This is a genomic window from Paenibacillus xylanilyticus, assembly GCF_047246825.1.
Lineage (GTDB): Bacteria > Bacillota > Bacilli > Paenibacillales > Paenibacillaceae > Paenibacillus > Paenibacillus xylanilyticus_B.
Map to the genome: position 1 here is coordinate 157,728 of NZ_JBFOLB010000001.1, position 14,538 is coordinate 172,265.

Sequence of the window (14,538 nt, forward strand, 5' to 3'; positions counted from 1 at the left end):
CGTTTGCGGATACATGTATATAAGTGACGGGTTTACTTTGGACATCATTTGCTCTTGGGCAGTTGCAGCATCTCGTCCAAGGTCACCAGATTGAATCCCCGACACCGCAACTCATCAATAATTTCCGGCAGTGCTTCTATTGTACCGGACAGGTTGGAACCCACACCGCCTCCGGCATGCTGAAGAATGATGGAACCCGGCTTGACCGCAGACAACACATTTTGCTTCACCTGCTCTTTGTTAAGACCTTTCCAATCCAGTGAATCCACGTTCCAGTTTACGATACTATATTGCTGTCTGGCGGCCCATTGCAGCTGTTTTTCGTTAATGTCCCCGTATGGAGGACGAATCATCTTCGGTGTGTACCCGGTCAGATTACGAATAATGTCGCCGGTATGTAGGATTTGTTTGCGAAAAGCGTTTAGAGACAGCTTACTGAATTCAGGGTGGTTGTAACTATGGTTTCCAACAATATGGCCCTCCCGAACGATTCGCCTTACGAGATCGGGATGTTTCTCTGCGCGGTTGCCCACAATGAAAAAAGTAGCCTTTACTTTGTATTTCTTCAATATATCCAGCACCTGGGGGGTGAACCTTGGATCAGGCACATCATCAAAAGTCAGTGCCACCTGTCTGGTAGAAGGGCCATTGGTTTTGAATGTGTCCGCATATTTCTGCCTTAGCTGACCCAGTGTCAGCTGCTCATCTTCAGATAGATCGGATTTTGTAGCAGGCAGACTGTCCGGATCTGAATTAGCCCATAGATGTCCAGGAGCATAACTTCCACTCAGGATCAGAATCAACATGGAAAGTACGATGAGGCGAATTCGCATGATACAGCCTCCTATTCAAATTGCGTTCTCTTTGGTATGCCCTGGGCGTTGGTTCATTATGCATAATGTGAGAAGTTTCATTGTCCAACCTGATCCATTGGGTTCATAATTCCACCATTACATCTACACACATAAAGGATGGGTGGACTAAATGAGTGCTTATGATTTGAACTCGGTTCGTTTACAGGTGATTGATGCAGGAGAGGATAAGATATTTTTGGTCACTGGAGGGAAAGCTCATATTGGGGCCGTAGCAACCTTTTATCCGGAACGTGAACGGGTGGTGGGGACTGCAATCCACATTCCGGGCCATAAGGAACAGGAGCTATGTGAGCGGCTTGCACGCAAGGCAGCGAATCATCTCAAGGTAACGGTGACTGTAATTATGGGCATTCATTTCGATGCTATAACACGCATGCAAATTGATGAGATCGTACAGACGGCAGAGAAGCTGCTGGATGATCAGTTAAATCAGGCGGAGGATAAACCTTAGTAGATTTTGGAAGGCCGAGCATCGTGTTTTAAACTTTTTTTTGGTAAAATTGAAACGGGTGGAAGGTTACCACGTATGTATGTTTATATACAAGATGTAATATCGACTAGGAGGAATACCATAATGTCCATGTTCAAACGTTTACGTGATTTAACGATGTCTAACATTAATGCCATTATTGATAAGGCAGAAGATCCAATTAAGATGACGGATCAATATATCCGTGATATGCAGGAAGACTTGGAAGATGCCGAGAAAGCTGTTGCTCAACAAATCGCTATTGAGAAAAAATTCAAGCAGCTGTTCGAGGAACAGGAAGCTTTGGTGAAGAAGCGTGAGGAGCAAGCTCATACTGCAGCACGTGCGCAGAACATGGATCTGGCGCGCCGGGCTCTGGAAGAGAAAAAAGCGGCAGAAGTGAAAATGGCGGAATACAAAACAAGCTATGATCAGAACAAAGCATCTGCAGACAATCTGCGTGGTAAGCTGGATGAGATGCGCAAGCAATTGACACAGATGAAAAACAAACGTGAGACATTGGTTGCACGTTACAACGCTGCCAAAGCTCAAACTGAAATCAACAAAGCATTGAACGGATTCAGCTCCGACACCGCTAGTGCGGGCATGAAACGCATGGAAGAAAAAATGATGCAAATGGAAGCACAGGCAGAAGCCAGCAATGAGATGTCGTCCAAAGGAAAATCATTGGATGATGAGTTTGAGAAACTCGGCAAGGATCAGGCCGTTGAGGATGAACTGGCTGCGCTCATGAAGCAATACGAAAACAAGAATTAAACCTTGCACCTGAAGCAAGGTTCATCAGCGGAGGAGAGACCAACGTTTCTCCTTCGCTTTTAAATGCGGTTCATGTTGATATGTGGGGGCTGTGTAAATGGATTTGAACATTTTGGCGATGCTGGTCTGGACTTTATCTGGTTCGGTTTTGCTTTTTGTTTTGATGTATGTGGATTCGTTGTTTACGAAGTATAAGGATTTTGCAGAAGTTAAAGCGGGAAACATGGCGGTTACGACACGGATGGTCATGAAGCTGTTTGCCCAAGGTTATGTACTTGCGACTTCCATTTCGACTGCAGGTCATCTGGGTGAAGCATTGCTTGTATCCGTTGTTTCATTTGTCATCCTGCTTATTCTGGAGAGTGTAGTGCACTTTATGATTCGCAAGTGGGCCAATCTGGATCTGGACACTGGCATACAACAAGGGAAAACAGGGTACGGTTTGTTCTCTGGTGCTTTGCATATCGTGGGTGCATTAATTATTGCAGCTTGTTTATAAGATAACGAACGGGAGTAATGGGTATGAGTGTATGGAAACGGATTAAAGGGATTCTAGCCAAGCCCGAACCGCCGCAGGCGGAGAAAACCATGCTGGATCTTGCACCTGGTGATATCTGCGAAGTCTCACTTGTAACATATGAGGTCGTGGGACGGGTACATCACCGTGCGCGAAAAGCAGTGGTGCTAACCTTGCAGGATGGCACAACCATTAGACATTTGCATGTTGAAGAAAGAGAAATGACACGTTACGCCCTCTATACGCCAATTGACGGCCGTCTTGACGCACCGGATGAGGTGCCGACGCTACTCGATCTGGATGGACGCGCCTATCATCTGGAGGAAGAATATGGAGGAATGGTTTCCACAGCAGGCAGGACACCTTATGGTCAGGGTGGGGAGCAATTGGTTTGGCAGTACCAGTCCGATGATAATATGCTTCTGCGTGTGGAATGGCAAGACAGAAGATTTACTCTGTATGAAGGTGAGTCCATTCTTCCTGCGGATATCAAAGTGATTCGTTCGAGCTAGGAGAGGTTCCAATGAAAAAGCGCATGGCACTTGGATTAAAATTAATGCTGGTCCTCAGCCTTGTCATGTCCCTGTTGTCCGCGTGCGGGATGCCTTCCGTTCAGGACACTTATCCGCTTGAGTCTGTAAGTGGCAGTGGCAATACAACATCATATGTGTATCGTGCTGCCGACCGTTCTGTTCCTGAAGTTGCACAGGAGTTATCCGAAGAGCGTAAACCTGATCAGATCTCGGCGGAAAATGAAGAGCGGATGTTCCTGGTATATCAGGACCAGTATTATCATTTGCAGCAAGATCCAAACAAGAAGGAAGACACCTTAATTGAAGTGGATTCCAAGGAATATGTTCGGCAGAATTATGATTCCTCTTTTCTACAAGGATATTTGACCGCAACGCTCATTGGGAATTTGTTTGATTCCTTTGGCGGAAGTGGGTACGGAAAGTACAGAGGATACACAGATCGTGATACGTACAAACCGAATCAAGGTACTTATCGTGCACCAACAAGCAATGACAAAAAGGCCGCTCCCCCAATTACAGTTGATCGAAAAGGGTCGATTACCCGGCGGGGAGGGGACACCGATACAAGTGTAGGTTCAGGCGGGGGCTTGTTTAGCCGCAAAAAGGAACCAAGCACGGGCACGGTTGAACGAAATAAGAGTGGAGGCTTGTTTGACTCACCAAAAAGCTCTTATAAGAAACCCAAAACGAGGGTAGGCGGGGGACGAATCAAGAGGCGAAGGTAATCATGATTCGGCCTGTCTGAACAATCCATGCAGAATAGCCACAAGGTAAGGCAGAATGAACCCTGCCATGCGAAAGCTCACCTTGTGGCTGTTCTTTTTGATTTATATTAGTTGAGTAAGGGTCTTCTCTTGATTATGATCTGCGAACGTGATTGGACTTGCGTGTCCGGGGGATGGTGGAAGGAGGTTGTTTACGAATCCAGCGGATAAAAGGAGCCATTCGTTCATTCTCGCGCAGTGCCTGTAGTTCTGTCAGGCTTAGGCTAATAATGTCCTGATTGGTAAATAGCGAGTGGAGTTGTTTATGACATGGAATACATAGATCGGCAGTAGGCATGAACGTTCCGCCCATTTCTTTGGGTGTAAGATGATGGACTGTCGTTTCCACAGGTTCTCTACCGCACAATTCGCATCGATTACTCATGATGTCCCTCCATTTCTTGATCCCTATTATGGGCATGATATCGCACTTTCATGTTACCAGCCGGGCTTTTACTTGTCACACCTTAGCTTTCACGCTACACTTTCTTAAACGAGTTCTGTCCCAAGGAGGTTTTATCCATTTTGAAAATCAACTCACATTCAGATGACATCACCAGTCCCAAATTTAATCGTACAGCAGTTCAGGTTGAGGCTGCTCAGGCTCAAATTTCACCCCATGTTACTACAATTGCGATTGAGAGAGTCACCCTGGAATCTGCTCATGGGCGAACGCTTGCTGAAACGATTCATGCCCCGCATCCATATCCCTTCTTCCGGAGATCCGGGATGGATGGTTATGCCATTGTCAGCAGTGATACCGTCAATGCGTCCAGCGACCAACAGATCTGGCTGCGTGTCGTTGATGAGATTCCATGTGGATATACATCGAACCAACCGATTGTTCCCGGCACCACCGCCCGAATTATGACAGGTGCGCAAGTACCTGATGGTGCGGATGCGGTTGTCATGCTGGAGATGACCGAAAGCAGGGAGCAGGATGGAGAACGATGGATTGCGCTTAAGCGTCATATCCAGCCTAACGCCAACATTACGCCAATCGGATTGGAAGTCCAGGAAGGTCAGCTACTGCTTGAAGCCGGAACGATTATTCGGGCAGGAGAGCAATCCGTACTGGCTACTTTTGGGGTGGCCCATGTCCCGGTGTTTCGGCGTCCGAAAGTCGCCATTTTTGCCACTGGAACCGAATTGCTCGAGGTGGACGAACCTTTGCAGCCCGGACGAATTCGCAACAGCAATAGCTATATGCTGCGTTCCCTGGTCACGGAGGCGGGTGGTGAACCTGTCATGTATGGCTCCATCGCGGATGATGTGGATACTGCACGTGCGAAACTGGCAGAAGCGGTTGAAGATAACGATATTGTGGTGACCACAGGCGGTGTATCGGTTGGCGATTATGACATCATGGGTGATTTGGTACGTGAAGGAAATATGGAGATGCTCTTTAATAAAGTGACGATGCGTCCAGGCAGTGTTACGACAGCAGCCGTCGTGAATGATAAACTGCTCTTTGCATTATCCGGTAACCCGGGAGCTTGTTTTGTTGGATTCGGTTTGTTTGTCCGGCCGACCATTCGTATGATGCAAAATGATGCCAACCCCTATCTGGAAGAGTGGACAGCGATCCTGGATCAAGAATATACAAAAGTGAACAACTTCACACGGTTTGTACGGGGGCGCACGGAAATTCGGAATGGAAAGGTATATGCGATGCCTGCTGCGGCTCGAGTGGATGAGTCGAGTGTCATGATCACAATTAAAGATAGTGATTGCCTGATTATCATTCCACCTGAAAAGAAAGGGATTCCTGCAGGAGAACAGGTGCGGATTCTTAAGCTACCCCATGGACAGGTGAGGTAGGATATGCGCAAAACAAGTACTGTACCACCACACATTGTGCAGATCGTAGGCTACAAAAATACGGGCAAAAGCACATTAACGGCAGAACTCACCCGATATTTATCAACAAAAGCGCTGAGAGTTGCGGTCATCAAGCATGATGGTCATGATCATTTTCAGATGGACCATGAAGGAACCGATTCCTACCGTTTTAATCAGGCGGGTGCTTCCGCTGTAGTTGTCATGTCGGATAAGCGAACGGCCATTATTGAGCAACAGGCAACCAGTTTGGAGAATATGCTAAACCATCTGAACAATTACGATTGGATTCTGATTGAAGGATACAAATGGGCGAACTATCCCAAGCTGGTGATGATCCGCGAAGATCAACATTTGACCTTGCTTGAGAAGATGCAGGGAGTGATGGCTGTCGTTTCCTGGCTGCCAAAGGATTCAATGAATTTAGTGGGGAACGGCCATGATCCGTTAAAAGAAGTGGTGTGGCTTTCTGTGCATGAGACAGGGCTTATCGCTGAGTGGCTGTTAAAAAGGATGAATGAATGCGATCAGTAAAGGGGAAAAGGTGAGATCCAATTCAACGCTAAAGTAACAACACATTAGTTAACCGTATATTATGTAAACTAAAATATTGCTGGAAAAGCAGCGGATTCTCTTATGGTGTAACCAGGAGAGAATCCGCTGTTTGATTTTTTAATGATAACCTGCTTAAGATCCAGTATCCTCAGAGCGACGTTCAATTGCTTCAGACATCGTTTTGTCGGTGAGATGGGCATAGATTTCGGTCGTTTCCGTAGAGGCGTGCCCGAGTTGTTCTTTCGTTTTATAGATATCATTTTGCAGATAATAATCTGTTGCAAAGGAATGCCGCAGCTTATGCACGGTCAGATACGGCTTGCCAAAACATTTGGCATATTTCATAATCATCGCTTGAATCGCCCGTTTGGTCATTCGACTGCCTTCAGACTCACCGTTACGCAGCGCAATGAATAACCCTTTTTCCCGTTTGGGTGTGCGGTATCGTGATTGCCGCAGATGCATGTAGTTTGCAAGCTCATCCTTGGCCTGTTCTCTGAAATAAACAGGGGTTTTGAACGTTTCATCATTGTTACCTTTGCGGTAAACATATAACAGTTTGTTGTTCAAATCCAGATCATCAATATTCAGGTTAACCACTTCGGATACCCGCAGCCCTGAATTCAGAATAAGGCTGGCAATGCATGCATCCCGTTCTTTGTTGAGTTCATGCGAGTAGAGTGCTTGCTTGTTCTTCTGCATGTCCACAGCGTAACCTTCGAGGATGTATCCGATAAATTCAAGCAGCTCCTCATCCTCCAATAGCTTCCCTTTCAGCTTCGCTGCCGTGTCTTTTGGCTTGTGCGTGCGTTTGATCTCAATCTTGGCCATAATATTACGTTTCAGCAGAGGATAGAAGTCTTCATCTTCGGCAATTTGGCTCAAATAATGAAAGAGTGAGCGGAGGGAGGACAGTTTGCGGGATACCGTAATTCGCGAGTTGGCTCCTTCACGCTTCGTAGCGAGGAACAACCGGAATGAAGTGACTGAATCCATCCGTAATACCTCAAGTTCAGTTAACGTTACGTCTTTATTGGACTCAGCCTGAGACAATCCTTCCGCGCGCAGCCAACTGAAGAAAGTGTCGTAGTCCCTTAAGTATTCAAGCAGGGTGGATGGTGATAAATCGGGAAGCTTATAGTCAATGAATTGCTGAACGAACCAAGGCATGGAAGGCAGTTTATCATCCAGCTTGCGTCGATCAATCTCTTTTTGCACATTGGTCAAGTTCGGCACCTCCTGGTCAGTTCTTTCTACAAATTAGTCTATGTCCTAGTGTACCATAATTTGCTTGGTCACAGCCTGTTCATGGAACAGGAGTAGGTGAGGGCTGCTTTCTTGCCCTTCCGCGTACAAACCTTTAAAGTAATTGTTATAAGCAGAGCAGAGGAGGTGAACCGGATGAATATGAGATTAGAGCTGGTTCCCCGGGAACGGAGTCAGGTGATCCGGCATTTGATGCAATTTTATCTGTATGATTTTACTAAATATTTGAATATTGATGTGGACAGCAACGGTATTTTCCCGGAGTATCCGGGTCTCGAGGCTTTTTGGGAGGAGGAAGGCCGTAAATTTGCTTTTCTGATTACGAGTGATGGGGCACCGGCAGGTTTTGCGCTGGTAGAACGTTTCGAGCCTGGCAGCAAGGATAATGATTATTATTTGACTGAGTTTTTTGTCATGCAAAAATATCGGCGGAGCGGAATAGGGACTCAGGCAGCACACGAGCTGTTTAATCGTTTTCCGGGACGCTGGAAAGTGACGCAGGTACGCAATAATGTGATTGCGCAGGCGTTCTGGAGAAAAGTGATAGGAGCTTATACGGGAGGCCGATTTCGCGAGAAGTTTCATCCGGAGTTGGGTAATCCAAGCCAGTTTTTTGTAACGTGAACATCATGATCATGAGCTGATCTGCACCTTGAATACATATTTGAATGGATAGAGGAGTGTGTGGCATGAACGGACCAACATTTCATCTGGAAGGACAGACTGCACTGGTAACCGGTGCGGGAAGAGGGATCGGAAAGGCGATAGCCATCGGACTGGCAGAGTCGGGATGTGACGTTGTTCTCATATCTCGTACGATGACGGAAGTCGAGGAGACTGCTGCCTTAATTTATGAGCAGACTGGCCATAGGGCTATAGCTTTGAGTGCTGATGTGACATCCAGGGAGCAGCTGGAAGAAGTCTTTCGTGAAACGATAGCCGAACTGGGCAGACTGGATATCCTTGTTAATAATGCCGGTATGAACATTCGGACGCCAGCTCTTGAAGTGACGGACGAGCAATGGGAGACCATTATGCAGACCAATCTGAAATCAGCCTTCATGGCTTCACAGCTGGCGGGTCAACACATGAAGGAGCAGGGCAGCGGTAAAATCATTAACATTTCTTCAGTAGGCGGGCACACAGCTTTGCGTACAGGTGTTGTCTATGGAGCAACCAAAGCAGCTCTTATTCATATGACAAAGGTCCTTGCCATGGAATGGGGGAAATACGGCATTCGTGTAAACGCGGTAGGTCCGTGGTATTTCCGTACGCCGTTGACCGAAAAGCTGCTGGATGATCCACAATATTTGCAGGAAATTGTAAGTCGAACCCCCCTACAGCGAGTGGGTGAGCTGGAAGAGGTAGTTGGACCTGTGGTTTTCTTGGCGTCAGACGCTGCAGGATATATGACGGGTCAAACACTGCTCGTTGACGGAGGCATGTCCATTTATGGATTCTAAATAATAGAGAAATAAACGGTGAAAAGTGGGTGCGAAACACTGCTTGCGGGTAATAACAAACAGAGTTGTCATTCTTTCATATAAGATGTACCTATATTAACGAAGTCGGAGGAATCACTCATGGAACTGCGCGAATATGGAAACACAGGCATGAAAGTAAGCACTCTCGGGTTTGGCGGATCTGAAATTGGAAGCAATGTATCCAAAGGTGACGTGGAAACACTCCTGAATACCGCTTTGGATGCTGGTTTGAACGTCATTGATACTGCCGAATGTTATGGAAACAGCGAGGAACTGATTGGAGACGTACTTTCGCACCGACGGGACGACTATTATTTGTTTACCAAGTGTGGACATGCTGCCGGGGTGGATGGGCCGGATTGGGAACCCAAAGTGCTGGAGCAAACGATCGATCGCAGTCTAAGAAGGCTCAAAACGGAGTATGTGGATGTCATTCATTTGCATAGCTGTTCTGAAGAAGTACTTAGGCAAGGAGCAGTGATTGAAGTCCTGCAACGTGCCAAGGAAGCGGGAAAGACCCGGTTTATCGGTTATAGCGGTGATACAACAGACGCGTTGTACGCCATTGGAACCGGGGTGTTTGACAGTTTGGAAACTTCAATAAACATTGCGGATCAAGAAGCCATTGATCTGACATTGCCAGAGGCCAGAAAAAGAAACATGGGTGTAATCGCCAAACGGCCGATTGCCAATGCAGCATGGACGTATGACACGATTTCCGAAGATGCCTATCCATTCGTATATTGGAGACGGTTGCAGGAACTGGGCTATGGTTTCCTGGCAGGTGAAGATGCACAAGCGGCGGTTGAAACGGCCCTGCGTTTCACGCTAAGTACGGAGGGCGTCGATACGGCCATCGTGGGTACAACCAAGCCGAACCGTTGGCAGCAAAATGCTGATCTGGTGGCCAAAGGAGCGCTCCCGCAGGAACTGTATGACGAGATCAGAACAAGATGGAAGGAAATCGCCGGGTCGGATTGGACAGGCCGGACGTAACCTAAGATGTAACGAATGGTTCAAGAGAGAACCGCCCGATTTTGAAAGCCGCCCGAGTGCGGCTTTTTTTAGTTGAATCTGGATTAAAAGGGAACATACTAAAGAGATGAAAAAATAATTACAATATAATTTCAATATATGAAAAATTCACAACAATAAACGTTCTTAACGCACTCACGACAAATATAGATACAGTGTATGCCTGTGCGAGGGAAAACGGGAGAATTTAAAACAAAATAAAAGAAGTCAAGTCTTTTTCCTAAATTAAATTTACCTCTAACAAGTTCCCTAGTCGTATAATAGAACTCATATGTTTAAATGAACATGAAAATTCAGGAAGGGTCAACAAGGGGGAACAGCATGGCTTCACAGTTAAAACAAATTCATCCACTGGCGTGGACCATCATTGTGGGGACGATTTTTGGACGTATGGCTACCTCAATGAGTATTCCGTTTCTGTCGATCTATCTGACGCAGCAGATGGGGGCGTCGCCAACGCAGACAGGAATTATAGTAGCCGTGAGTGCGCTGGTAGGTGTCTTTGCCAGCTTCTATGGAGGATATATCTCTGATCGGATTGGACGTAAAAAAGTGTTGTTCATATCGGTCTTTGGCTGGGCTCTCGTATTTATTGGATTTGCTTTGTCCGACAAGATCTGGCTCTTTTTTGTCATGAACGCGCTCAATGGCATTTGCCGGGCACTGTTTGAACCGACATCCAGAGCATTGTTATCGGACATCACACCGCCGTCAAGCAAACTGCTCGTATTCAATCTGAGGTATGCAGCGATTAATCTGGGCGTCGTGTTCGGGCCGCTGCTTGGATTGTACCTGGGGTTGTCGGATTCCAACGTATCGTTTCTGGTCGCAGGCGGAGTATACATAGCTTATGGCATCCTGTTAATTATTCAATTTATTCTTCATCCACTGCAATCGGGTGAGCAGGGTTCGCGGACGGTAGGGCCGATCCGGTTAAAACAGGCTTTTCGCACAACGAGCGGTGATCCGGTCTTTATGTTTGTATTGATTGGAACGATCTTTTGTGTACTCGGATATGGACATTTCAGCTCGACTTTGCCGCAATTTATGGCGATTAACCCGAATATGACAGACGGTGCGAAATGGTTTGGATACATGCTATCCTTAAACGCAGTCGTTGTCCTGGCCGTCCAATTTCCGGTGGTTCGTATCGCGAGTCGCTTCCCACCCGTGGTGCCGCTCATTATAGGCAATATTATGGTATCCGTGAGTTTAATGATGTTTGGCCTGGCGCAGAGCCCGTGGATGCTGGTGGCGGCAGTTGTCATTTTTACTGTAGGTGAAGTACTCATGTTCACGTTGATGGACGTTCTGGTGGACCGGATCGCGAAGCCGGAATTGAAAGGGACGTATTTTGGCATGATCGGGTTCAACAATCTGGGGAACGTCAGTGCTCCGATTCTAGGCGGATTCCTGCTGGACAGCTTTGGGGCTAACCAACCTTTGCATGTATTTACACCAATTGCACTTAGTGCCGTATGCGGAGTTCCCTTCCTATGGATTGCCCATAAACGGATGCAGGCAAGAAGTCAGCAACGAACGATGGAAGCTTAATTTCGATTCATATGGAAATAAAATCATAAACCTTCAATTTACCTGGATGTGAATTTGAAGGTTTTTTTATTGGATTATACTACAATATTTCATCATATGAAAAATTCACAATAGAAAAATATTGTCGAACTTTGTATCTACCTACCATCAAGTTACATTTGCGCTTTCTCAATGTAATAACGAACTTCAAAATCAACACATAAAAGTCAAGGACCTTTTGTTTGACTGCAGTATCGTACGTTCCCTTTGTAACAATATCAATTTTTTAATCAATGTTACGTTGGAGAAGGCCGCGATTGCGGCTTTTTTATTGTTCATGTTCAGTTCATATGGATGACATGGGCAGTACATCTTCAAGCATTAAACTGATTTCAGTAGCCTTATGAGGTTCCCAACCACAGAAAAAACAGGAGATGATGAGATTGACACCCAAAAAACGAACTTCAATTACAGCCATAACACTGGTGTTTGCCATGCTTGCCCCAATGTCTGCCATGGCCGCCCCGGTTACGAGCAGCGGTAGCAACCTTACGTATGATACAACCAAAAAAACGGTTATCGAGAAAGCGAATATATTGACGGAGACGTATGGCACGACAAGTTTGCAATATGCACTCATCGATGAGGGAGAAATCGTGGTTTCCGGGCAGATAGGGAAAAATGACATCAACAACATGGAACCACTCACTGCCAATACGATGTACGGTATAGGTTCAACCAGCAAAATGGTCGTTACCGCCGCCATGATGAAGCTGGTTGAAGAAGGCAAGGTCGATCTGGATGTACCCGTGGTGAACTATATCCCTGATTTTAAGATGAAAGATGAGCGTTACAAACAAATCACGCCGCGTATGCTGCTGAATCATTCCTCCGGGCTTCAAGGAACTTCAAGCAGCAGCGCAATACTGTATGGGGACAACGATACCTATGCACATGATTCTCTGTTGGGGCAATTGGCGAGGCAAAATCTGAAGGCAGATCCTGGAGCGTACTCGGTTTATAGTAACGATGGCTTTACGTTAGCCGAGATTCTGGTCGAGACGGTCAGCGGCATGAGCTTTACCGATTTCATACATCGCTATTTTACCAAGCCATTAGGCATGAACGATACCAAAACACCTCAAGATCTTATCGACTCCACGCAAATGGCAGGAACGTATTCCCGCTTGCATAAGGGACAACTTCCACAAGAGAACACAAACATGATCGCCTCCGGGGGCATTTATTCCACAGCCGAAGATTTGGTTAGTTTCTCGCAGATTTTCACGGGTGAGGTTCAAGGGATTATTTCCAAAAAATCCGCAGAAGCCACGGCGCAAGAAGAATATAAAAGAGGCATGTGGCCGGAGGATGGCGATTCCTCCATCGCTTTCGGGTTGGGCTGGGACAGCGTGAACCTGTTTCCTTTCAATGAATATGGCATCAAGGCAATAACAAAAGGCGGGAATACGATATCTTATCACTCCTCCCTGATCGTACTTCCGGAATACAACATGGCTGCAGCCGTTACCTCTTCGGGAGGTTCGAGCACAACCGATCAATTGATTGCGAGCGAATTGTTGCTCAGCGCGCTTGAGGAGAAGGATATCATTCCAGAACGGAAGCCGGAGAAGTCGCATGGCGCACCTGTGAAAGCAACCATGCCGAAGGAAGTATTGGAGTATGCAGGCATTTATGGTGCTGGGGGCAGTTCGCTGCTGAAGTTGGAAGTGAATGATGACGGCCAGTTAACGAAGTCCACGATTTCGTCCCCAAACACTCCGGACCAAACGTATACGTATACTGTGGATGGTTCTTTTGTTAACGACGAAGGTACGGAAAAATTGAAATTTGTAGAGGAAGACAACGGGAATACCTACTTGTGGTCCCGCTCGTATCAGTCCGTGCCGGGGCTTGGACAGATCGCCTCCTCGGAATACAAGGCTGAAAAGCTTGAAACCAACGAATTATCCGGAGATGTAATGGCCGCTTGGCAGAAGCGGGAAGGGCAGATGTATTACTTGGTGAATGAGAAATACACATCGACGGTATATGACAGTGCTACTCCGGTTATCCCCATTCATCTGTTCAGTCAGGTACCAGGATATGTGTACACCAATAAGATCATTGGAGCAGATTTGGCCGTGAACCAATTGCAAATTCCCGGCTTGGCCGGCCGTGACTCGATGGAATATGATTTCTATGAGGAAAACGGCGTGGAATACATTTCTGCAGGCGGAAAGGTATACGCAAGTCAAGACGCGTTGAAGCCGCTCTATTCGGGAATTCAATCGAAGACAACGATTCAAGCAAACGGTTTGGCTGCATGGTACTCCATACCAGCGGCAGCAACAGGTAAAGTAATGACGGTTCAATTGCCTTCGAATGGCGGTTTTACCGTGTACGACCAGGCTGGAATCTCCATCAATAACACAGTGGTCAGCGGTCAAAATGAAGTTGTATTGCCTGAGAACGGCAGCATAGTATTCGCAGGAGAGGTTGGTTCAACGTTCGAGATTTCGTTGGCAAGCAGCAAGAATTAAAGGGCGGATGATGCTTAAAAGGCGACCTTCATAAGAAGGTCGCCTTTCTAATAAACACCTGAGGAACAATCTTGTCTTGACTACATAAATGAAATGGATGGTGCAATAGATAACAAGCGTTCTGACTCATAATAGAACCAATAAAGAAAACGTTAATCGTGATAATATTCGGCTGAAAAAGGGATGTCCTTTGGGATGTTGTAATAAGAAATATGAAGAAATTTGTGCACAACTATACATTGATTTGGGTAACGATTAAGTATGAAGTGGGTAGTACAGTCGAATACATGTTATTATTTTTGTTGAGTTAATGAGCAGCTTGGGCCATGAGTTACTTTCAGACCTAAT

Annotated in this window: 15 protein-coding genes; 12 read left to right on the forward strand and 3 right to left on the reverse strand. The window is 46.4% G+C overall.

The window, feature by feature from the left end; translation table 11 throughout:
* Window positions 1-44 precede the first annotated feature (44 nt).
* The gene (locus AB3N00_RS00725; protein WP_413032834.1) at window positions 45-833 is read right to left on the reverse strand and encodes a polysaccharide deacetylase family protein; all 789 of its coding nucleotides are present in this window, start codon (window positions 831-833) and stop codon (window positions 45-47) included.
* A gap of 151 nt (window positions 834-984) precedes the next feature.
* On the opposite strand from AB3N00_RS00725, the gene AB3N00_RS00730 reads away from it, so the two are divergent.
* From AB3N00_RS00730 to AB3N00_RS00750, 5 genes are all read left to right on the forward strand, one after another.
* The gene (locus AB3N00_RS00730; RefSeq protein ID WP_413032835.1) at window positions 985-1,326 is read left to right on the forward strand and encodes a hypothetical protein; all 342 of its coding nucleotides are present in this window, start codon (window positions 985-987) and stop codon (window positions 1,324-1,326) included.
* Between the two features lie 123 nt (window positions 1,327-1,449).
* Window positions 1,450-2,121, forward strand: a complete 672-nt coding sequence (locus AB3N00_RS00735; protein WP_413032836.1) for a PspA/IM30 family protein — start codon at window positions 1,450-1,452, stop codon at window positions 2,119-2,121.
* 97 nt (window positions 2,122-2,218) lie between these two features.
* Window positions 2,219-2,620: a DUF350 domain-containing protein gene (locus AB3N00_RS00740; protein ID WP_175398988.1), complete on the forward strand. Its 402-nt coding sequence runs from the start codon at window positions 2,219-2,221 to the stop codon at window positions 2,618-2,620.
* A gap of 23 nt (window positions 2,621-2,643) precedes the next feature.
* Complete coding sequence (locus AB3N00_RS00745) at window positions 2,644-3,150, forward strand: DUF4178 domain-containing protein (protein WP_413032837.1); 507 nt, start codon at window positions 2,644-2,646, stop codon at window positions 3,148-3,150.
* Window positions 3,151-3,161: 11 nt separating this feature from the next.
* A complete protein-coding gene (locus AB3N00_RS00750) occupies window positions 3,162-3,896 on the forward strand; it encodes a DUF4247 domain-containing protein (RefSeq protein ID WP_413032838.1) in 735 nt (244 codons plus the stop codon).
* 133 nt (window positions 3,897-4,029) lie between these two features.
* On the opposite strand, the gene AB3N00_RS00755 is transcribed toward AB3N00_RS00750, so the two are convergent.
* Window positions 4,030-4,320, reverse strand: a complete 291-nt coding sequence (locus AB3N00_RS00755; RefSeq protein WP_413032839.1) for an HNH endonuclease — start codon at window positions 4,318-4,320, stop codon at window positions 4,030-4,032.
* 140 nt (window positions 4,321-4,460) lie between these two features.
* On the opposite strand from AB3N00_RS00755, the gene glp reads away from it, so the two are divergent.
* Entirely contained in the window at window positions 4,461-5,756 is a 1,296-nt protein-coding gene (gene glp / locus AB3N00_RS00760) for a gephyrin-like molybdotransferase Glp (RefSeq protein ID WP_413032840.1), read from the forward strand.
* A 3-nt stretch (window positions 5,757-5,759) separates the two neighbouring features.
* Complete coding sequence (mobB, locus tag AB3N00_RS00765) at window positions 5,760-6,308, forward strand: molybdopterin-guanine dinucleotide biosynthesis protein B (protein ID WP_413032841.1); 549 nt, start codon at window positions 5,760-5,762, stop codon at window positions 6,306-6,308.
* 153 nt (window positions 6,309-6,461) lie between these two features.
* Here mobB and xerS read toward each other — a convergent pair whose 3' ends face one another.
* Window positions 6,462-7,556: a tyrosine recombinase XerS gene (gene xerS / locus AB3N00_RS00770; protein ID WP_413032842.1), complete on the reverse strand. Its 1,095-nt coding sequence runs from the start codon at window positions 7,554-7,556 to the stop codon at window positions 6,462-6,464.
* A 174-nt stretch (window positions 7,557-7,730) separates the two neighbouring features.
* On the opposite strand from xerS, the gene AB3N00_RS00775 reads away from it, so the two are divergent.
* From AB3N00_RS00775 to AB3N00_RS00795, 5 genes are all read left to right on the forward strand, one after another.
* On the forward strand, window positions 7,731-8,219 hold the full coding sequence (locus AB3N00_RS00775) for a GNAT family N-acetyltransferase (RefSeq protein ID WP_413032843.1): 489 nt from the start codon (window positions 7,731-7,733) through the stop codon (window positions 8,217-8,219).
* 65 nt (window positions 8,220-8,284) lie between these two features.
* Window positions 8,285-9,058, forward strand: coding sequence for an SDR family NAD(P)-dependent oxidoreductase (locus tag AB3N00_RS00780; protein WP_413032844.1), 774 nt, complete (start codon window positions 8,285-8,287; stop codon window positions 9,056-9,058).
* A 120-nt stretch (window positions 9,059-9,178) separates the two neighbouring features.
* Window positions 9,179-10,075, forward strand: a complete 897-nt coding sequence (locus AB3N00_RS00785; RefSeq protein WP_413032845.1) for an aldo/keto reductase — start codon at window positions 9,179-9,181, stop codon at window positions 10,073-10,075.
* Window positions 10,076-10,435: 360 nt separating this feature from the next.
* Complete coding sequence (locus AB3N00_RS00790; RefSeq protein WP_413032846.1) at window positions 10,436-11,668, forward strand: MDR family MFS transporter; 1,233 nt, start codon at window positions 10,436-10,438, stop codon at window positions 11,666-11,668.
* A gap of 416 nt (window positions 11,669-12,084) precedes the next feature.
* On the forward strand, window positions 12,085-14,190 hold the full coding sequence (locus AB3N00_RS00795; protein ID WP_413035151.1) for a serine hydrolase domain-containing protein: 2,106 nt from the start codon (window positions 12,085-12,087) through the stop codon (window positions 14,188-14,190).
* Window positions 14,191-14,538: the final 348 nt, after the last annotated feature.